This window comes from Bradyrhizobium sp. CCGB01 (genome assembly GCF_024199795.1).
Taxonomy (GTDB): Bacteria; Pseudomonadota; Alphaproteobacteria; order Rhizobiales; family Xanthobacteraceae; genus Bradyrhizobium.
The window spans coordinates 1278688-1298889 of sequence record NZ_JANADK010000001.1 but is presented as its reverse complement, the minus strand read 5'-3'; the positions used below and the strand labels follow the sequence as shown (position 1 = coordinate 1298889).

At 64.4% G+C, this 20202-nt stretch carries 22 protein-coding genes; 4 read left to right on the top strand and 18 right to left on the bottom strand.

From position 1 onward, the window contains the following. Positions 1–64: 64 nt before the first annotated feature. On the top strand, positions 65–436 hold the full coding sequence (locus tag NLM25_RS05850) for a YqjD family protein (protein WP_254116020.1): 372 nt from the start codon (positions 65–67) through the stop codon (positions 434–436). Positions 437–515: 79 nt separating this feature from the next. Further along, positions 516–971 carry a hypothetical protein gene (locus NLM25_RS05845; protein ID WP_254116019.1) on the top strand — a complete coding sequence of 152 codons (456 nt, stop codon included), beginning with the start codon at positions 516–518 and terminating at the stop codon, positions 969–971. 24 nt (positions 972–995) lie between these two features. On the opposite strand, the gene NLM25_RS05840 is transcribed toward NLM25_RS05845, so the two are convergent. The 3 genes from NLM25_RS05840 to NLM25_RS05830 are packed head-to-tail and all read right to left on the bottom strand — an operon-like array spanning position 996 to position 4720. After that, a complete protein-coding gene (locus NLM25_RS05840) occupies positions 996–1178 on the bottom strand; it encodes a hypothetical protein (RefSeq protein WP_254116018.1) in 183 nt (60 codons plus the stop codon). Continuing rightward, on the bottom strand, positions 1175–2386 hold the full coding sequence (locus NLM25_RS05835; protein ID WP_254136372.1) for a PepSY domain-containing protein: 1212 nt from the start codon (positions 2384–2386) through the stop codon (positions 1175–1177). The genes NLM25_RS05840 and NLM25_RS05835 overlap by 4 nt, the downstream gene beginning before the upstream one ends. Before the next feature lie 9 nt (positions 2387–2395). After that, on the bottom strand, positions 2396–4720 hold the full coding sequence (locus NLM25_RS05830) for a TonB-dependent siderophore receptor (RefSeq protein WP_254136371.1): 2325 nt from the start codon (positions 4718–4720) through the stop codon (positions 2396–2398). Between the two features lie 428 nt (positions 4721–5148). On the opposite strand from NLM25_RS05830, the gene NLM25_RS05825 reads away from it, so the two are divergent. Then, entirely contained in the window at positions 5149–6291 is a 1143-nt protein-coding gene (locus NLM25_RS05825; RefSeq protein WP_254116015.1) for an OpgC domain-containing protein, read from the top strand. 81 nt (positions 6292–6372) lie between these two features. After that, on the top strand, positions 6373–6981 hold the full coding sequence (locus NLM25_RS05820; protein WP_254141117.1) for a TetR/AcrR family transcriptional regulator: 609 nt from the start codon (positions 6373–6375) through the stop codon (positions 6979–6981). Positions 6982–7043: 62 nt separating this feature from the next. Here NLM25_RS05820 and NLM25_RS05815 read toward each other — a convergent pair whose 3' ends face one another. The 15 genes from NLM25_RS05815 to urtB form a co-directional block, all read right to left on the bottom strand. After that, positions 7044–8702, bottom strand: a complete 1659-nt coding sequence (locus tag NLM25_RS05815; RefSeq protein WP_254136370.1) for an HWE histidine kinase domain-containing protein — start codon at positions 8700–8702, stop codon at positions 7044–7046. A gap of 299 nt (positions 8703–9001) precedes the next feature. After that, positions 9002–9625, bottom strand: coding sequence for an urease accessory protein UreG (gene ureG, locus NLM25_RS05810; RefSeq protein ID WP_254116011.1), 624 nt, complete (start codon positions 9623–9625; stop codon positions 9002–9004). A gap of 39 nt (positions 9626–9664) precedes the next feature. After that, the gene (locus NLM25_RS05805; protein ID WP_309143645.1) at positions 9665–10393 is read right to left on the bottom strand and encodes an urease accessory protein UreF; all 729 of its coding nucleotides are present in this window, start codon (positions 10391–10393) and stop codon (positions 9665–9667) included. Continuing rightward, positions 10374–10997, bottom strand: coding sequence for an urease accessory protein UreE (locus NLM25_RS05800; protein ID WP_254136369.1), 624 nt, complete (start codon positions 10995–10997; stop codon positions 10374–10376). Before NLM25_RS05800 ends, NLM25_RS05805 begins: the two co-directional genes overlap by 20 nt. A gap of 15 nt (positions 10998–11012) precedes the next feature. Then, the gene (locus tag NLM25_RS05795) at positions 11013–11312 is read right to left on the bottom strand and encodes a putative quinol monooxygenase (protein ID WP_027553941.1); all 300 of its coding nucleotides are present in this window, start codon (positions 11310–11312) and stop codon (positions 11013–11015) included. A 140-nt stretch (positions 11313–11452) separates the two neighbouring features. After that, positions 11453–13168 carry an urease subunit alpha gene (gene ureC / locus NLM25_RS05790; RefSeq protein WP_254136368.1) on the bottom strand — a complete coding sequence of 572 codons (1716 nt, stop codon included), beginning with the start codon at positions 13166–13168 and terminating at the stop codon, positions 11453–11455. Positions 13169–13202: 34 nt separating this feature from the next. Beyond that, complete coding sequence (locus tag NLM25_RS05785; RefSeq protein ID WP_254136367.1) at positions 13203–13742, bottom strand: HD domain-containing protein; 540 nt, start codon at positions 13740–13742, stop codon at positions 13203–13205. A 148-nt stretch (positions 13743–13890) separates the two neighbouring features. After that, the gene (locus tag NLM25_RS05780; protein WP_254136366.1) at positions 13891–14346 is read right to left on the bottom strand and encodes an endonuclease domain-containing protein; all 456 of its coding nucleotides are present in this window, start codon (positions 14344–14346) and stop codon (positions 13891–13893) included. Positions 14347–14414: 68 nt separating this feature from the next. Continuing rightward, positions 14415–14720, bottom strand: a complete 306-nt coding sequence (locus tag NLM25_RS05775; protein WP_254136365.1) for an urease subunit beta — start codon at positions 14718–14720, stop codon at positions 14415–14417. An 11-nt stretch (positions 14721–14731) separates the two neighbouring features. After that, positions 14732–15034, bottom strand: a complete 303-nt coding sequence (locus tag NLM25_RS05770) for an urease subunit gamma (protein ID WP_007605424.1) — start codon at positions 15032–15034, stop codon at positions 14732–14734. A gap of 24 nt (positions 15035–15058) precedes the next feature. After that, entirely contained in the window at positions 15059–15889 is an 831-nt protein-coding gene (locus NLM25_RS05765) for an urease accessory protein UreD (RefSeq protein ID WP_254136364.1), read from the bottom strand. A gap of 31 nt (positions 15890–15920) precedes the next feature. Continuing rightward, the gene (gene urtE, locus NLM25_RS05760) at positions 15921–16616 is read right to left on the bottom strand and encodes an urea ABC transporter ATP-binding subunit UrtE (protein ID WP_254116003.1); all 696 of its coding nucleotides are present in this window, start codon (positions 16614–16616) and stop codon (positions 15921–15923) included. Between the two features lie 3 nt (positions 16617–16619). Beyond that, on the bottom strand, positions 16620–17381 hold the full coding sequence (gene urtD, locus NLM25_RS05755) for an urea ABC transporter ATP-binding protein UrtD (RefSeq protein ID WP_254116001.1): 762 nt from the start codon (positions 17379–17381) through the stop codon (positions 16620–16622). A 5-nt stretch (positions 17382–17386) separates the two neighbouring features. After that, the gene (urtC, locus tag NLM25_RS05750) at positions 17387–18553 is read right to left on the bottom strand and encodes an urea ABC transporter permease subunit UrtC (protein WP_254136363.1); all 1167 of its coding nucleotides are present in this window, start codon (positions 18551–18553) and stop codon (positions 17387–17389) included. Then, complete coding sequence (gene urtB / locus NLM25_RS05745; RefSeq protein ID WP_254136362.1) at positions 18550–20157, bottom strand: urea ABC transporter permease subunit UrtB; 1608 nt, start codon at positions 20155–20157, stop codon at positions 18550–18552. The genes urtC and urtB overlap by 4 nt, the downstream gene beginning before the upstream one ends. Positions 20158–20202: the final 45 nt, after the last annotated feature.

Below are 20202 nucleotides of genomic sequence, written 5' to 3'. Positions count from 1 at the left end.
CGGAACTTACGCGAGGACGAAACGTTTTTCGCTATCTCAGCCGCCAACAGTTTTGGAGCTCCTGATGTCAACAACCAATGGCGAAACCGGGATGAGAGACTGGACCGACAAAGCCACCAGAGAACGCCTCGAGAAGGATGTAGCAGCCGTGAAAAGCGATATCGCCGCCCTCACCGACCAGATCACCGACGCGCTCAACACTTTTGCCAATTCCTCCAGCAAGCAGGCCCGCCGCGGCTATCGCCAGGCCCGCGAGAACGTGGATTCCGCGATCGACGACATGTCGGACCGCGGCAGCGCCATGATGGAAGCTGCGCAAGACGCCTACGGCTCGATCGAGGAAACGCTGGAAGACGCCATCACGCAGCGGCCGCTCGCGACCGTCGGGCTCGCGCTCGGCATCGGCTTCCTGATCGGCGTTGCCTGGCGCAGGTAGCGTGGAGGCAAGACCTTGACGTTACGGCGGCGCCGTTGCGCCGCCGCCGCTGGCTTGTGGGGATCTGAGGAGCAAAGCCATGTTACAGCGCATCATCGACGGCATCAGCGCATCGACGGGCACAACCGTCCGCCTGACATCGCTCGCCGCGGGCGCGGCATTCGCGCTCTTCATCACCACGTGCTTCCTCTGCGCGGCGGCCTTCATCTCGGTCCTTGAGAAATATGGTCCCGTGCCGGCCTGCCTGGCCGGCGCCGGCATCTTCTTCCTGCTGACGCTCACCGCGGCGGGGAGCTATTGGGGCTACAAGCGGCAGATTCAGAAGCGCGCCCGGATCGCCGCGGAGCGTGCCGCAAAGTCGACCGCGCAGAGCATGCTCGCCGACCCCATGCTGCTGGCGACAGGCCTCCAGATCGCTCGTGCCATCGGCGTCAAGCGGCTGTTGCCGATCCTCGCAATCGGCGGCGTCGCACTTGGAATCATGGCGAGCCGCGCCGGCGCATCCGACGAGGCATCCGCTGAACCGGCGGAATAACGGCGAATATCTCGGTCCAGCTCATCAGTCCCGGCTGCGGACGATGCAGACCGCCGCCACCGCGAGCGGAATGGTCAGCGCGCTCCAGGACAACGGTAGCCATATCCCGGTCTGGCCGATCAAGGCCGCGAGCAGGCCGAACACGCTCAGGACAGCAAGCAGTGCCGGCCAGCGCCAGATCAAGGCGAACGAGCGGCGACCGGTCATTCGGCACCGCCCGGCGATGGCAGCGGCATCGCAGCCGCAGAGCGGTTCAGCTTCATGACCGGCGATCGCGCAAGCCCGAGATACAGCCCGCTGCCGAGCACGAAGATCGTCACGAGGTCCAGCATCACCCAGATGATCTTCAGCGGCATGCCGCCATAGTCGCCGAAATGCAGGGGGCGCGAGAGCTCCAGCGCGCGCAGATACCAGGGCATGGTGACCGCGGATACCAGCGCCCCGCTTCTGGCGTCGACCAGCACCGGGCTGAACAGGCGCGAGGTCAGCGGCTCCTTGCCCTTGGTCCAGACCACATAGTGATAGGGCGAGCCAAACGGCGAGCCCGGAAACGCGATGCTGGTGGTGATCATGTCCGGGAAAGCCACTCTCACCGTGTCGTAGGCGACCTGCGCCGAGGTGATCTCGGAGGCCTGCGGCACCGGCTTGCCTTGCAGCGGCGCCAGCATCGCGCGCACGTCGGTCTGCTGCCATAACGCGAACAGCGGGGTCGAAAGCTCGTTGATCACCCCGGTGGCGCCGACGACCAGCGCCCAGCCGAGCGTGACGACGCCGAGCAGATTGTGCACATCGAGCCATTTCAGGCGTCGCGATCGGGCCGCACGCACCGTGCCGAAATCGAGCTTGCGCATGAAGGGCCCGTAGACCGCGATCCCGGAGACGATCGCCGCGACGAACAACAGCGCCATCGCGCCGAGGAACAGCTCGCCCGGAAGCCCCATGAAGAGGTCGCGGTGCAGCGTCAGCATCAGTTGCAGGAAAGTGAGCCCGTCTGCGCCGAACGGTTTTGTCTGCTTCAGCACATCACCGGTGTGGGCGTCGAACCGGATCGAATACAGCGATTTGCGGTTGGCGTTGAATGCCGCCCAGGAGCTCGCCATGTAGACCATGATCCTGGGTTCGTCGTCGTCGACGAACACGGAGATGATGGTCTCGCCGGGGTGCATCTTCCGGCTGGCCTCGACGACCCGGTCGAGACTGATATTGGGCGTCCCTTCCGGCACCTGTGCATAGGGCAACGCGTCGTCGAGCAGGCCATTGATCTCCTCCCGCAGCACCAGCGGCAGACCGGTGATGCAGATCAGGAGCAGGAACAAGGTACAGATCAGGCTCGACCATTTATGCACGAAGAGCCAGCGCCGCAGCACGGGCTTTCGCTCGTACACACGCTCGTCGAAAGCCGCCTGCTCGCTCATCCCGTCCCCCTACCAGCGGTAGCGCAGCGTCGCAATCACGTTGCGGCGCAGGCCGTAATAGCAGCCGATGTCCTGGCAATAGGTCACGTAGGTCTTGTCGAACAGATTGGTCGCGTTGACCTGCGCCGAATAGCCCTTGAACATCGGCCCCAGAGCCGAGAAGTCGTAATGGATCGCCGCATCGACCAGCGTCACATCCGGGACATAGAACGTGTTGGCCGTGTTGCCCGGAAGCTCGCCGATATACCGGACGCCGCCGGACAGGCCGAAACCGTCGAGCGCGCCGCCGCGGAAAGTGTAGTCCGCCCAGACCGAGGCTGAATTCGTCGGGAATCCGACCGGATGCTTGCCGAGTTGCGCGGCGGTGTTGGTCTTGGTCACGACGTTGTCGAGATAGGTGTACGAGGCCAGCACCGTCAGCTCACGATTGATTTCGGTCTTGGCTTCGAACTCGACGCCACGCGACCGGATCTCGCCGGTCTGGACGCGCGATCCGACTTTGTGGGTCGGATCGGTATCCGGGGTCAGCACATTTTGCTGGACCAGGTCGAACGCCGCAATCGTGTAGAGCGATTTGTCGTTGGGCTGATACTTAATGCCCACCTCTCCCTGCTTGCCGGTCGTCGGTACAAACGGACGATCAAAGGCATCGGTGCCGGCGGTCGGCTGAAACGACTCGGTGTACTGGATATAGGGCGCGACGCCATTGTCGAACTTGTACAGAAGCGCGCCCCGCTTGGTCACCGCAGTGTCGGACTTCGGCGCAACCGTGGTGATGTTCGATGCAAGTGACGTGCTGTCGGTGCGGGACTGCGCGAGATCGTGGCGGATGCCGAGCAGCGCCACCCAGCGATCGTACTTGATCTGGTCCTGGATATATTCGCCGACCTGATCGATCTGCTGGCGGTTTCGGGTCGTGAACGGCACCGGCCCGAACGGCGTGCCATAGACCGGATTGAACGCATTGATCGGCGGCGCGACCAGGAGCGTGCCGTTGAGAGTCTTGTCGACGCCGTTGCGGTAGTCGATGCCGGCGAGCACGGTGTGCTCGATCGGGCCGGCATAAAACTTTGCCTCGGCCTGATTGTCGACGGCGATGGAGCGGATGCTCTCCTGCGTGGTGTAGGCGCCTCGGGCGAGGTTGCTCGGATCGGAGCCGGAGGGAGATACCACCGCGAAGTCGGTGCTGAGGTCCGTGTAGCGCAGGTTTTGCCGGACCTTCACGCTGTTGTTGAAGCTGTGCTCGAACAGATAGCCGACCGAGCCGTAGGTGCGATCGGTCTTGTCGAAGCCCGGCTCGCCCGAATAGAAGCTGGTCGGGATGAAGCTTCCCTTGAAGGGCGTGATGGTGCCGATGCCGGCCGGCGGCAACTGATTGTAGAAGCCTGCCTTCGGATCGCGCTGATAGGTGCCGAGCACCGTCAGCGTCGTGTTGTTGTCCGGCCGCCAGGTCAGCGACGGCGCAATGGAGATGCGCTGGTAATCGCCATGATCGACCTGACTGCCGACGTCGAAGCCGGATGCAGTGAAGCGGTAGAGAAATTCCTTGTTCTTGTCGATTGGCCCGGACAGATCGACGCCAGCTTGCACGCGGCCATAGCTGCCGGTCGAAAAGAACATCTCGTGGTAAGGATCGAGCGTCGGCCGCTTCGAGACCATGTCGACGAGGCCGCCCGGCGACGACTGGCCGTACAGGATCGAAGCCGGGCCATGCAGGACCTCGACCCGCTCGAGGTTGAACGGCTCGACCAGCGAATAGGCGAAGATGCCGAAGTTCAGCAGCCGCAGCGAATCCAGATATTGGTCGGCGAGGAAACCGCGGACATAGACGGCATCGGTGCGGGCATCGGCGCCTGCGAACTCGCCGCGCGTACCGGGCGTGTAGCGCACCGCCTGCGCAATGCTCTGCGCGCCCTGGGCCTGGATCTGGTCCTGGGTGATGACGGAGATCGCAGCCGGCGTCTCGATCAGCGGCGTATCAGTCTTGGTGCCGGTGCCGCTGCGGGTGGCGACCATGCCGTCGACATGGCCGAAGGCGGATTCCTTGCGACCCGCGCCGGCCGCACCAGCCGCGGCGGCCGCCGCAGCAGCGGCGGAGGCTTGCGAACGCGATGCCGCCCGTGCGCGCGCCGTGCTACGGCTGCGTGAGGGTGATGCACTGGCACGCTTGCGAGCCTCGCTTGCCTGGACGACGACGGTGCCGAGCTCGGTGGCCGCCCCGGCGGGCGAGACCGCGGTCGATGATTGAGCCGTCGTCCCTCCCGTACCAATAATCAAAACGACAAAGCTGACGGCCCCCATGAGCCGCCAGCGCCCCACTTCCAAAATGCCCACTGCAACTTCCCCACTTCCGACGGCTGCGTATGGAGCAACCGGAACAAGGAGTTACCGCAGCGGTTCAACGTTGCGGGCTAGAAGCACTCCAGGCTGGAGGTTTTCCATTTCCAAATAGCCGAAGGCGTGCAACCACGAGCAGAACGATGCAGCACCGACCGCGACGGATGCCGGAGCGCCGATTCACGGGAAGCGCACGCAATGCGAGACGCTGACCGCGGAGGCTGTCGCGACCGGACAGACCCGTCACTCTTTCCGAAAGTTGCGTCACGGGCGGGGACACGGGGACGCGCGAGCCTGCCGGTGGCTGCCCTGCGCAATTTTCCGTCACGGGGGGATAAATCCCGCTCCCTCACGCAAAAGCTACTCGGATAGGCAGGCGGTTGCCGGTAAAAGCATCAACCTGATTCCCAAACCTATTTTACTCAATGAAACCGTCCGTTAAGGCGAACCTCGCCGCATTTCATCACGACGCCCGGCTGTATTTGACGCTCGGCATCGCCAATTGGTCGGTGTTCGTCGATCACATCCCGAACAACGTCGTCAATCTGCTGACGCTGCGGAATTTCGGCTTCAGCGGCGCCGCAGACCTGTTCGTGTTCGTGGTGGGCTATGGCGTCGCCATCATCCACGGCAGGATGGCGCTGGAGCGCGGCTATCTCGTCGCGGCGACGCGCATCTTTCGCCGCGTCTGGCGGCTCTACGCCGCCTATGTCGTGCTGTTCGTGATCTACATCGACACCATCGCCTATGTCGCCTCGCAGTCGATGGCGCCGGAGATCATCCACGAATACAACATCTCGGGCATTCTCGAGCATCCGCTGCGCATCCTGGTCCGTGGCCTCGTGCTCCAGGAAGAGCCGCTGAACCTCGACCTGCTGCAACTGATGATCCCGCTGATGGCGTTCTTTCCGTTTGCGCTATGGGGTTTGTTGCGGCGGCCGAACCTGACGCTGGCGGCATCGGTCGCGCTGTACGTCGCGGCGCGCTGGTTCGACTGGAATTTCCGGGTCTATCCGGACCAGGACTGGACCTTCAACCCGCTGTGCTGGCAGATGCTGATGGTGCTGGGCGGCTGGTTCGCCGTGACGGGCGCCTCCGGACGCGCGTTGCACGGCATGTCCTGGCTGCGGATCCTCGCGGGTGCCTATCTCATCTTCGCGATGGCCGTCACCCTGATGCGGCATTCGCCTGCCCTGTCCGTCTATTTGCCGGACCTCCTCCTCAACAGCATCGCGCCGACGGACAAGGAAAACCTCGCGCCCTATCGCGTGGTGCATTTCCTCGCGCTCGCCTTCCTCGCGACCCATCTCATTCCGGCCGACCACCCCGGCCTGAAGTGGCGGCCGCTCCAGGCAGTGATCACATGCGGCGAGGAATGGCTCGCGGTGTTCTGCGTCGGCGTGTTCCTGTCCTTCGCCGGCCATCTCATCCTGATCACAGGCCCGAACCTGGTGGTGATGCAGATCGCGGTCAGCCTCGTCGGCTTCGCGGCGATGACAGCGGTCGCCTATTACATCACCTGGTCGAAACGGCAGGACTTGCCTGCCGCCTTGCGGCAGCAGGCCTGACAACATATTCGTGCGATTCTGCTAGGCCGAAAGCGGCGGCTGCGCTATGCCGGACCCTGCGTGAGGAGACCGGGCGTGGCGATGGCGAAGAGCGGGGGTGAAGAGGCTGACAGCGCGCCCCGGCGCGGGCGGCCGCGGTCGATCGAAACCACCAACGCCATTCTCGAAAGCGCCTATGCGCTGATGGCCGCCACGGGTCTCGCCGCCACCAGCATCGACGCCGTCGCACGCCACTCCAGCGTCTCCAAGATGACGATCTACAAATGGTGGCCGTCACGCGAAGCGCTGTTGATCGACGCCTTTCTCCATCACGCCGCGCAGATGCTGCCGCTGCCGCCTGCGAGCTCCGGCCCGCCGGCGGCGCGCGCGCGCCGCCATGCCGCGGCCTATGCCGAGGCACTCCAGGGCGAGTTCGGCAAGGTGCAGCTCGCCGTCATCTCCGAATGCATTTCCAAGACCGGCTCGGCGGAGCTGTTCTACGCCCGCTACCTGCAATTCCGCCGCGCCGCGCTGGTCGAGATGATCGCGGCGGGCCAGACCGACGGCAGCATCCTGGCGGAGGGAGCGCCCGAGGATCTCTACGACGCCATCTATGGCAGCCTGTTCTATCGCTATGTCTTCGGCATCGCACCGATCACGCCGGCTTACGCGCGCAATCTGGTCGACCTGGTGCTGCGGCCAAAGGGCTAAAGCGTTTTCGAGCGAAGTGGATACCGGCTCGCGTAAAGAAAACGCGTCAAAAAAGAGAGCTTTTACTTCGCCGGCCTGACCGGCGCCGAGATTTTATCCGTGCGGTCGCGCTCGGACATATCGACCACCGTCTCCATCGGCGCCGTCAATTCGTAGACGTAGGAGGCGTCGGTGAAGTAGCGCTTGGCGGTGCCGCCGAGCGCTTCGGGCGCGACGCGGTCGAGCAGGATCAGGCCGAAATCGGAATCCGGGCGGCGCGTTGCCTCGCTGGTGTTGAACTCCTCCCAGCGGAAATGGAAGACCTCATCGTTCTCCTCGCCCGTCACCGTCCAGTTCGCGGTGATGTGCGGATGCTTTCCGACCAGCGACAGACCTTCGTCGGAGTGCGAGGCCAGCTCGAAGAACAGCAGCGAGAGGCTTTGCGCGGCACGCGCGCTGACCGCGATATCAGGGCCGGTGACGGCGATGCGGTCCGCATGCGGGATGGCGCGCGCCTCGAACAGGCCCTTCAGCTTGACGCCCTGCCACTGGCTCTCGCTGAGCAGCGAGACCACGTTGGACATGGCGTGGATGCGGCCGATCAGCAGTTCGCGCGCAACGTCGATGTCCGAGCCGTGGCGCAGCGTGCGCGTCACGATCGACTGGATCACCGCCAGGATGTTCTTGACCCGGTGGTTGAGCTCGTCGATGACGGCGGTCAGCCGGCGCTCGAAGCCGATCCGCACCTGGATTTCGCGGCTGAGCCGCAGATTGTTGTAGGCGACATAGCCGAACAGGCCGCACACCATCGCGGTGATGGCAAAGCCGATTGCGGCGACGATGATCGCGGTCTGCTCGGCGCGCCGCGCCGAATTGGTCTTGGCGTAGTAGCCGAGCTGCCAGTCGCGGCCGCCGAAGCTCACCGTGCGCGTCGCCGATGGCGCCGGCCCCTCCGCCGTCGTCATGCGCGACGAGACCACGCCCTGCTCGTTGGCAACGAGCTCGCCGCCTTCCCGGCGCGGATCCTTCAGCGCGACCGCGAACAACGACATGTCGTCATTGGTCAGCATCAGCGTGGCGAGCTCGTAGGAAAATGTGATGAAGCCCGCCGGCTCCGTTGCGCCCTCGGGAATGACGGGAGCGGCCACGATGATGCCGATCGGCCCGCCGGCGCGCAGAAGCTGAATCGGGTCCGACGCGACCGACCGCTTTTCGACCCGCGCGCGTGTCAGCATGGCGCTGCGCACCTGATCCTCATCGTAGCTGCGGCCGGGCAGCGCCTTGGTCTCGTTGCTGCGCGGTTCGAGGTCCATCAGCACATCGATCGGCTGGGTGACACCAGCCAGGTCGATCGGCTTGTCGTCATACGACCGGATCTGCGGATTGGGGAAGCCGGCGCGCGCGATCGCGTCCTGCGCCGCCACAAGCTCGTTCGGCTTCAGCCGGGCGACCCACCCGGCCACCACGAAATCGGTCTTGAAGGCGTAGATGGCCGAGCGCAACGGCTCCAGCATGTTCGGCTTGATCACCGACGGCGTACGGAACAGGCCTGAGGCGACACGCGCGAGCAGCTCGCGCTCGGTCAGGCGATCCTGGACGAGGCTCGCGTGGACGTCGATCGCGCGCGCCAGCGCGATCCGGTCCAGCGCCAGCTCCTGGTCGTGGACGCGATAAGCCGCGAGCCCGGAAAGCAGGGCTCCGAGCAGCGCAATGAAACCGATGATAAATCCCAGCCGGACCACTTCGACTACTCAGGCGAAAGCAGCAGGTCGGCAATAAACACGGAGCATATGAACGCCGCTCGAACGGCCACGAGCCGAAACAGAGTGCACCCCAGTGAGGGAGATAATGAAGGAGGAGGCATCAGTACGCAACTTCGGTCGCCTGAAAAGCTTAACACGCCCGGCCGATGGTCTGGCCATGAAGGCTTTGCTCCGGGCACCGGAGGTAGTTAATCGCCATGTCCGAAATTTGTTCCGCAGATGCGGCTTTTGCCCCAATTGTTAACGGCGGAAAACGCCTGCGCCATCTCGTCGCGCCGTCAGCTTGCCCGTTTCAGGCCGCCTTTGGCCTCGATGAAGCCGATGATATGGTCGAGCCCCTCGCTCTTTTTCAGGTTGGTCATGACGAAGGGGCGCGCGCCGCGCATGCGTCTGGCGTCCGTCTCCATCTTCTCCAGGGAGGCCCCGACATGGGGCGCGAGGTCGATCTTGTTGATGACCAGCAGGTCGGAGCGGGTGATGCCGGGGCCGCCCTTGGACGGGATCTTGTCGCCGGCGGCGACATCGATGACGTAGATGGTCAGGTCGGCGAGCTCCGGGGAAAAAGTGGCAGCCAGATTGTCGCCGCCTGACTCGATCAGCACGAGGTCGAGGCCGGGGAATTTTGCGCGCATGTCTGCGACCGCAGCCAGGTTCATCGAGGCGTCCTCGCGGATCGCGGTGTGCGGGCAACCGCCGGTCTCGACGCCGGCGATGCGGTCCGGCGTCAGCGAGCCCGAGCGCACAAGGAATTCCGCATCCCATTTGGTGTAGATGTCGTTGGTGATCGCCGCGATGTCATAGCGCTCGCGCATGGTCTTGCAGAGCAGGTCCATCAGCGCGGTCTTGCCCGATCCGACCGGGCCGCCGATGCCGACACGCAAGGGGCCGTGAGATTTCGACATGTCACTCGCTCTCTCTTGATGGGTTGAAGGCCACGCCGCTCACGAGCGAAACAGCCGCGTATATTGCGTCTCGTGCCGCAGGCTGGCGAGATCGGCGCGGAAGGTCGCGCTGCCGAGGTCGTCCAGTGTCGCATTCAGCGCACGGTTCGCGGTCGCGGCAACCGCGGCTTCCAGCCTCACCAGCATACGCTGGCTGTCGGTCTGGCCGAGCGGAATGAGGCGGCTCGCCGCCGAAATCCAGTTCGAGACCAGCGCATGCAGGAAGGCGTGCAAGGTCGGCGCCAGCGGCACGCCGTGCATCGCGGCAACAACACCGACGGCGACGGGATAGACCAGTGGCATGCGGCACGCCGCCACCATGGCATCCAGGCCTTGCGCATCCCACGCGGCGCGGGCGATCTCGACGAAGGCACGTCCCTGCGAAGTGGTCTCGAGCTGCCGCTCGCGCGACGGCACGAAGGCGGCGGCGAGCTCGGCAATATCGCTCAAGGTGGCGTCCGCGCCCAATTCTGTGGCGCGATAGGCGTGCACCAGGAAGGTCGCGTCGCAAAAGCCGGAGCCATCGCCCAGCATCGCGTCGAGCCAGTCGGCCAGCGTCGCGGTGTCGGTGACGTCGCCTGCCTCGACCGCCCATTCGATACCGCTGGAATAGGAGAAACCGCCGACCGGAAAGGCCGGCGACAGCCACGTCATCAGCCGGTACAGCGCCGCCGCCTCGCGCCCGGCGAGGTCGCACGCCGCGACCGGCTCATTTGTGGTCATGAGCATGCTTGTGGCCGTGGTGATGGTCGGGATGGTCGCAATGCTCGTCGTGGTGATGATGATCGTGGCTGTGACCGTGATCATGCGCAGCATGATCATGATGGTGATGATCATGATGATCGTGGTGATGATGGCCGTGGTCGTGATGCGCATGGTCGTCGTGACCATGCGCATGGCCGGCATCGGCATAGGCGCCGCCTTCGGGATCGAACGGCGCCTCGATCTCGACCACGCGGGCACCGAGGCCTTTCACCATGGCCTCGATGACGTGGTCGCGGCGGATGCGCAGGCTCTTGGCCATGATCTGTGTCGGCAGATGGCGATTGCCGAGATGCCAGCCGACACGGATCAGGTGATGCGGATCGCGGCCGCGGATCTCGAGCAGCGGCTCGGGCGCCGCGACCACTTCGACCAGCCGGCCGTCCTCCAGCACCAGCGCGTCGCCGCCGCGCAGCGCGACGGCATTCTCCAGGTCGAGCAGGAATTCGAGGCCCCGCGTCCCCGTCATCGCCATGCGGCGGCGGTGCCGATCGTCGAAATCGAGCACGACCGTATCCGCTGCCGCTTCCGTGAAGCGGTGCTGTCCCCTGACCTGCGTTGCCCGGATCATGCGCTCTTACCCCGTTTACCGTGTCTCGACCTTCTCGGGCGTGATCACCTCGATCTTCGGCGGCGCCGTGAAGCACTTCACCGCGACGCGGCCGAACGTCTTCATGTGCTCCATGGCCCGATGCGGCACCAGCGCCTCGGCATTTTCCCACTGCTCGACGAACACCATCTTGCTGGGATCAGTGACGCTCTCATGCAGATCATAGGCGATATTGCCGGGCTCTTTCCGCGTCTCCTTGATGCAGGCGGTGGCGGCTGCAATGAACTCGGCGCGCGTTTCAGGCTTGATGGTCAAGGTGGCAACGACGTAGATCACGAGAAATCCTCCCGGCTTTTCTTCTGGGTTCAAGATACCGGGCGGGACATTAGACCAGGCGGGATCGAACGCAAAACCGGAAAAGCCGTCCCAAGACATGCAATCGGGCATGTTCCGGAGACATGCGTTGAGGCGCTATTTCAGTACATGAAATATCGCTGCGCCATCGGCAGCACCTCGGCGGGGGCGCAGGTGAGCAGCTCGCCGTCGGCACGGACCTCATAGGTCTCCGGATCGACCTCGATATTGGGCGTGGCGTCGTTGTGGATCATGCTCTTCTTGGAGATCTTGCTGCGCGTGTTCTGGACGGCATAGAGCTTCTTCTCGATCCCGAGTTTTCGCGCCAGCCCGCCGGTGATCGCGGCTTTCGAGGTGAACACGACGGACGATGCCGTCCGCGCCCTGCCGAAGGCGCCGAACATCGGCTGGTAATGCACCGGCTGCGGCGTCGGGATCGAGGCGTTGGGATCGCCCATGGGCGCCGCGACGATGCTGCCGCCCTTGACGATGCAGTCCGGCTTGACGCCGAAGAAGGCCGGCGACCACAGCACGAGGTCGGCCATCTTGCCCTTCTCCACCGACCCGATCAGCTTCGACACGCCGTGCGCGATCGCGGGGTTGATCGTGTATTTGGCGATGTAGCGCTTGACGCGGAAATTGTCGTTGTCCTTGCCCTTGTCCTGCGGCAGCGATCCACGCTGCTTCTTCATCTTGTCGGCCGTCTGCCAGGTCCGGATGATGACCTCGCCGAGGCGGCCCATGGCTTGGGAGTCCGAGGACATCATCGAGAGCGCGCCGAGATCGTGCAGAATGTCTTCGGCCGCAATGGTCTCCTTGCGGATGCGGCTCTCGGCAAACGCCAGGTCTTCTGCGATCGAGGGATCGAGGTGGTGGCACACCATCAGCATGTCCAGATGCTCGTCGATGGTGTTGCGGGTGAAGGGCCGCGTCGGATTGGTCGAGGACGGCAGCACGTTCTTCAGGCCCGCGACCTTGATGATATCGGGGGCGTGGCCGCCGCCGGCGCCCTCGGTGTGGAAGGCGTGGATGGTGCGGCCCTTGAACGCCTTGATCGTGTCCTCGACGAAGCCGGATTCGTTCAGCGTGTCGGAATGCAGCATGACCTGGATGTCGTAATCGTCGGCCACCGACAGGCAATTGTCGATCGCAGCCGGCGTCGTGCCCCAGTCCTCGTGCAGCTTCAGCGCGCAGGCGCCGCCCTTGATCATCTCGACCAGCGCGGCGGGCCGCGAGGCGTTACCCTTGCCGGAAATGCCGAGATTGACCGGGAAGGCGTCGAACGACTGGATCATCCGCCCCATGTGCCACGGCCCCGGCGTGCAGGTGGTAGCGAACGTGCCGTGCGACGGGCCAGTGCCGCCACCCAGCATGGAGGTGACGCCGCTCATCAGGGCGTGCTCGATCTGCTGCGGACAGATGAAATGGATGTGGCTGTCAAAGCCGCCGGCCGTGAGGATCTTGCCCTCACCCGCGATCACGTCGGTGCCGGGACCGATGACGATGGTGACGCCCGGCTGGATGTCGGGATTTCCGGCCTTGCCGATCGCCGAAATCATGCCGTCCTTGATCGCGACGTCGGCCTTGACGATGCCCCAGTGGTCGACGATCAGCGCGTTGGTGATGACGGTGTCGGCCGCGCCCTGCTTGTTGGTGACCTGCGACTGCCCCATGCCGTCGCGGATCACCTTGCCGCCGCCGAACTTCACCTCCTCGCCATAGGTGGTGAAATCCTTCTCCACCTCGATGATGAGATCGGTGTCGGCCAGCCGCACCCTGTCGCCGGTGGTCGGGCCAAACATGTCGGCATAGACGGAACGCTTTATTTTGACGGACATCACAAGCCCCGTTTGCGTTTGAATTTCTGGCTGTTCACAGCGAAGCCCTCGCGGCTCTTACGGCATCGTCGAACTTTTTATCGAGCCACGGATTTCCGCCGCGACAGCCAGCGACGACTTGCTCAGCCCAATTGGTGTAGTCGGTGAGGTCGTCGCGTTCTTCGGCCGACGGATCTGCATGAACGCGCGCGCCGATATTGCTGACCTTGTCGGCAATCTTGATCAGCTTGGCGCTCGCCGATTTCTTCGGCGCATCGACAATCTGCAGACGCCGCCGCTCGGCCTTGGGCAAGCTCATGTCGTCGGTGCATTCGACGACGAGGGAAGCCACGCGATCCGAGAACTTTTGCGCAAGCTCCTCGCGCGTGGTCTCGGTATCCTCGATCGAATCATGCAGCCACCCGGCTGCCACGAGCTCGGCATCAGCCCCCTCGCTCGCCGTCGCGAGCAGGTTCGCGACCTCCGCGAGATGATTGATGTAAGGCTCGTTGCCGCGCCCCTTCCGTGCCATGCCGTTGTGACGGTGCGCAGCCAACTCAGCAGCTTCGGAAATGAGGCGGACGGCGGGAAGCATGACGGTCACAGCACTCCTCGATGACAGCACCCGTGATGGATACAGCCTCGCAAAATTACATGTGTCCGAATTCGTGGCCTACCCCTCTCCCCAACCCTCCCCCGCAAGGGGGGAGGGAGCCTGACCAATGTGCTCACCTGACAAAGCATCATGGCTCCTCTGCTCTGTCGGCGTCAGGAGTAAGGGACTCACTGGCAGGAGGGTTCCCTCCCCCCTTGCGGGGGAGGGGTAGGGAGAGGGGTGCCGCTTGCTCCGCTGCCTCGAGAATGGAAAGAACAACTCCCTCGAGATTTTTCATCACGTCCTCGTTGGTGATGCGCAGCACGCGATATCCCCGGGATACGAACCATTGGTCGCGCCGCTCATCGTGGCGAATACGCTCATCGAAGTCGCGGCTCTCGCCATCTAGTTCAACGATAAGCTTGCAGGAATGCGCGACGAAATCCGCGATGTAGTGGCCCATAGGTGTCTGACGGCGAAAGGCCAGGCCCGAGAGACGATCAGCCTTCAGGTAGCGCCATAGCAACGTTTCCGCGCGAGTCATCTCGCGCCTCAATCGTTTGGCGCGATGGCGCTGAATCTCGCTGACCTCGTCGTGCGGCATACCCCTCTCCCCAACCCTCCCCCGCAAGGGGGGAGGGAGCCCGACCGGCGTGCTCACCTCACATCGAATCACAGCTTGCCTTGTACCTCTCCGCGAAAACCATAGATGGTCCTCTTCCCCGCCATGGCGACCAGCTGGATGTCGCGGGTCTGACCGGGCTCGAAGCGGACGGCGGTGCCGGCGGCGATGTCGAGGCGCATGCCGCGGGACTTCTTGCGGTCGAACTTCAGCGCCGGGTTCGTCTCGAAGAAATGGTAGTGCGAGCCGACCTGGATCGGGCGATCGCCGGTGTTGGCGACCGTCAGCGTCACGGTCTTGCGGCCGGCATTGAGCTCGATCTCGCCGTCCTGGATGAAGAGTTCGCCGGGGATCATGCGTCTTGCTCCTACCTGATCGGCTCGTGGACGGTGACGAGCTTGGTGCCGTCCGGAAAGGTCGCCTCGACCTGGATGTCGTGGATCATCTCGGGGATACCAGGCATCACCTGATCGCGGGTGAGGACCTGCGCGCCGGATTGCATCAGCTCGGCGACGGTGCGGCCGTCGCGCGCGCCTTCGAGAATGAAGTCGGAGATGATCGCGATCGCCTCGGGATGGTTGAGCTTGACGCCGCGATCCAGCCGGCGGCGGGCCACGATGGCCGCCATCGAGATCAGAAGCTTGTCCTTTTCGCGGGGAGACAGGTTCATGAAGAATCTCTTCCGTTCAACGCATCAATTCAGCCAGAGCCGGGGCAGTGCCGCACCGGTCCGCGCCAGCACCGCCATCATATCGGCGCGCAAGCGCGCCGCATCTTGGGCACAGAACCGCGCCATTGCAAAGCCATTCCAGGCGGATATTCCGACCTCGCCGGCGAAGGATTCCGAAGCCTCGCGGATGCGCTCGATCAGAGCCTCGTCGCCGGGAACGATCAGCGCCGTGCCGATCGCCGCGCCGCCTTTGGTCATCGCGGATCGCGCAAGTTTTGCGCCGATATCGCCGTCGAGCCTGACCGTTTCGGCGAACACCAGCCTGCCACCACGACGCAGCCGCCAGCGGTCGACGAACTCGCCCTGCTCCATCCGCTCGCCCATGGCGATGCGGCCGAACACGACGATCTCGCAAAGCAGGAGCGAGGCGGCTTCATCGAGCTCGATGTCGAAGCGGCGATGGACCCGGGCGCGATCGAACAGGATCGTCTCCTGCGGCAGCCAGCCAAGATGCGCCCCCGCGGCAACCTTCAAGGCAATATTGAGCTGCGCCGCCGCCCCGGGCGCGCGGTAGACCTTTTCGGCGGCCGCCGTGGTCAATGTCAGGCGCGAGCCCTCGCCCGCTGCGATGTCGATATCGAAGCGGTCCCCGCCGGCGACACCACCGGCCGTGTTGACGAACACGCCGGAGAGGCCCTCGCCTTCCGGCGAGGGAAAGCGTACGCGCAGGGAGCCGGACTCATGCAACGTCCCACGCCGCGTCACGCCATCGCGCGCATGGACGTCGAAGCGCACCGCGCCGCGGGCCCGGTTCGCCTCGAAAACCTCTGATGTGACTGAAACGTCGCTGCGCATCCGCCTCCCCAGCCGGTCGCGGCAGAATGGCCTACAGCGCCATCTGGCGGCTGATCTCGCTCGCGTCGAGATTGGAGCGGTCGCAGGTGAATTTCACCGCGCCGCGATCCATCACCGCGAAACTGTCGCCGAGTTCGCAGGCAAAGTCGAGATATTGTTCGACCAGCACGATGGCGATGTTGCCGAGGTTGCGCAAATAGGAGATGGCGCGGCCGATGTCCTTGATGATCGAGGGCTGGATGCCTTCGGTCGGCTCGTCGAGCAGCAGCAGCTTTGGCCGCATCACCAGCGCGCGTCCGATCGCGAGCTGTTGCTGCTGGCCGCCGGAGAGGTCGCCGCCGCGCCGCCCGAGCATGGATTGCAGCACCGGAAACAGCGAGAACACGTCGTCCGGGATGTGCCTGTCCTCGCGCTTGAGCGGACCGAAGCCGGTTTTCAGGTTCTCCTCGACCGTCAGCAGCGGAAATATCTCTCGGCCCTGCGGCACGAAGCCGATGCCCTTGCGCGCCCGCTCATAGGGCTTCAGGCCCGTGATGTCGCTGCCGTCGAGCACGATCGCGCCCGAGGAAATCGGATACTGCCCGACCATCGCGCGCAACAGCGAGGTCTTGCCGACGCCGTTGCGCCCGAGCACGCAGGTCACCTTGCCCGGCTCGGCCGCGATCGACACACCGCGCAGCGCCTGCGCCGCGCCGTAGAACAGGTTGATGTCTTTAACTTCGAGCATCGCTCAGCGTCCCAGATAAACTTCGATGACCCGCTCGTTGGACGAGACCTGGTCGATGGTCCCTTCCGCGAGCACGGTGCCTTCATGCAGGCAGGTGACCTTGACGCCAAGCTCGCGCACGAACGTCATGTCGTGCTCGACGACCATCACGGTGTGGGTCTTGTTGATCTCCTTCAGCAGCTCGGCGGTGAGATGCGTCTCGACGTCGGTCATCCCGGCGACGGGCTCGTCGACGAGGAGCAGCTTGGGGTCCTGCGCCAGCAGCATGCCGATCTCGAGCCACTGCTTCTGGCCGTGGCTGAGGCTGCCGGCAAGGCGATTGCGCGCCTCGGTGAGACGGATCGTCTCCAGCACCTTGTCGATGCGCTCGGACTCGGCCCTGCTGCCGCGCCAGAACAGCGTGCCCTTGACGCTGTGGTCGACATTGAGCGCGAGCAGGAGGTTGTCCTGCACGGTCTGGCTCTCGAACACGGTCGGCTTCTGGAACTTGCGGCCAATGCCGAGCTCGGCGATGCGGGTCTCGTCCAGCCGCGTCAGGTCGGTGACGCCGTCGAACAGCACCGTCCCCTCGTCGGGCTTGGTCTTGCCGGTGATGATGTCCATCATCGTGGTCTTGCCGGCGCCGTTCGGGCCGATGATGGCGCGCATCTCGCCGGGCTCGAGCGTCAGCGACAGGTTGTTGATGGCGTGGAAGCCGTCGAACGAGACGTGCACGCCGTCGAGATAGAGCATGGCGGAGGTCGCGCGGGTGTCCATGACGTTCATGACCGCTACTCCGCCATCTTCGGTTCGGTGACGCCGTCTTCAGCGGCCGCGCTGGCCGAGGTCGCCGCGCGCTTTTCTCTGGTCGAGTCCCACCAGGCGTTGAAGGTGCCGACGATGCCCTTGGGTAGGAGCAGCGTCACCAGGATGAACAGTGCGCCCAGCATGAACAGCCAGTACGGCGCGAGCATGCCTGAGGTGAAGAACGTCTTGGCGTAGTTGACGACGACGGCGCCGAGCGCAGCGCCGACCAGCGTGCCGCGGCCGCCGACCGCGACCCAGATCACCGCTTCGATCGAATTGCCCGGCGCGAATTCACTCGGATTGATGATGCCGACCTGCGGCACGTAGAGCGCACCGGCGACGCCGGCCATGCAAGCCGAGAGCGTGAACACGAACAGCTTGTAGGATTCGACGCGGTAACCGAGGAACCGGCTGCGCGATTCCGCGTCGCGGATCGCGATCAGCACCTTGCCGAGCTTGGAGGACACCACGGAGCGGCAGATCAGGAAGCTCGCGATCAGCGCCAGGCAGCTCAGCGCGAACAGCGCCGCGCGCGTCCCCTCGGCCTGCACGTTGAAGCTGAGGATGTCCTTGAAGTCGGTCAGGCCGTTGTTGCCGCCGAAGCCGAAATCATTGCGGAAGAACGCCAGCAGCAGCGCATAGGTCATCGCCTGCGTGATGATCGACAGATAGACGCCGGTGACGCGGGAGCGGAAGGCGAGCCAGCCGAAGCAGAAGGCGAGCAGGCCGGGGACGACCAGCACCATCAGCGCCGCAAACCAGAACATGTCGAAGCCGTACCAGTACCAGGGCAGCTTCGAATAGTTCAGGAACACCATGAAGTCGGGCAGGATCGGGTTGCCGTAGACGCCGCGGGTGCCGATCTGGCGCATCAGGTACATGCCCATCGCGTAGCCGCCGAGCGCGAAGAAGGCGCCGTGGCCGAGCGAGAGGATGCCGCAATAGCCCCAGATCAGATCGATCGAAAGCGCGAGGATGGCGTAGCAGACATATTTGCCCCAGAGCGCGACCAGATAGGTCGGCACCTGCAGGAACGAGCCCGCGGGCAGCAGCAGGTTGGAGAGCGGGATGAGAATGCCGCAGGCCACGACGATGGCGAGAAAGATCGTCGCGCCGCGGTCCAGCGACCTGGTCAGCATGTGAGGGGTCATGCTTCCACCGCACGGCCCTTGAGCGCGAACAGACCGCGCGGCCGCTTTTGAATGAACAGGATGATGAGAACCAGGATCGCGATCTTGCCAAGCACGGCGCCGGCGACCGGTTCAAGGAACTTGTTGGCGATGCCGAGCGTGAAGGCGCCGACCAGCGTGCCCCAGAGATTGCCGACGCCGCCAAACACCACGACCATGAAACTGTCGATGATGTAGCTCTGGCCGAGATTGGGGCTGACATTGTCGATCTGCGACAGCGCCACGCCGGCGATGCCGGCAATGCCCGAGCCGAGACCGAAGGTCAGCGCGTCGACGCGCGAGGTGGCGATGCCCATCGAGGCCGCCATGCGGCGGTTCTGCGTCACCGCACGCATCTCGAGCCCGAGCGCGGTGTAGCGCAGCATCGCGAGCAGGATCGCGAACACCGCGAGCGTGAAGACGAGGATCCAGAGCCGGTTATAGGTGATGGTGATCTGGCCGAGCTCGAACGCGCCGCTCATCCAGGAGGGATTGCCGACCTCGCGGTTGGTCGGGCCGAACATGGTGCGCACCGCCTGCTGCAGCACCAGCGACAGGCCCCAGGTCGCCAGCAGCGTCTCCAGCGGACGGCCGTAGAGGAAGCGGATGATGCTGCGCTCGATCAGCACGCCGATCGCGCCGGCGACGAGGAAGGCGAGCGGCACGGCGATCAGCAAGGAATAGTCGAACAGGCCGGGATAGCGGGTGCGGATCACCTCCTGCACCACGAAGGTGGTGTAGGCGCCGATCATCACCATCTCGCCATGCGCCATGTTGATGACGCCCATCACGCCGAAGGTGATGGCGAGCCCGATCGCGGCGAGCAGCAGCACCGAGCCGAGCGAGAGACCGTACCAGGCATTCTGAACCGTGGACCAGACCGCAAGCGAGCTCTGGATCGAGCTGATCGCGCTGGCGGCGGCCTTGGTCACCGAGGCGGGCTGGTCGCCCATGCCGGTGAGCAGCGCCATCGCCTCCTGGTCGCCGCGCGCCTTGAGGGTGGCGACCGCTTCGAGCTTCTCGACCTCGGTGGCATCAGGCTTGAACAGCAGGATGGCCGCACGGGCTTCGCCGAGCGCAGCCTTGACCGATTTGTTGGTTTCCTTGGCGAGCGCGCCATCGACGGCCTCGAGCGCGGTCTCTTCGTGCGACTTGAAGACGGATTGCGCGGCCTGCAGTCGCGTCGCCAGATCGGGTGACTGGAGCGTCAGACTGCCGAGCGCGGCATCGACACTGCGGCGCAGGCGGTTGTTGAGGCGGACCGCGCTCGCACTGTCGGGAACGCTGGCGACGGGCTCGCCGGTCGCGGCATCGATCGACTTGCCGTCGGCACCGGTGACGTAAACCTTCTTGCTATCAGGATCGGCCATCAGGCGGCCGTCCTGGAGCGCGCTGATGATGGGGAAGGCCAGCTTGTTGCCGCTGCTCGCGACAACGCCGATCGCCTCATCGGTGTCGGAAAAATCGTCATTGGCGAATTTGGCGACCGCATCCTCGAACGGACCGGCAAAGGCGGGCAGCGCGAACGCGATCAGCAATAGCGAGAGCACAAACGTACAGAGACGAGCGGACAGATTGGTTGGCACTTTAAATCACCCCGGCAGGAAGTGGGGAGAAGGCGGCGGAATAGC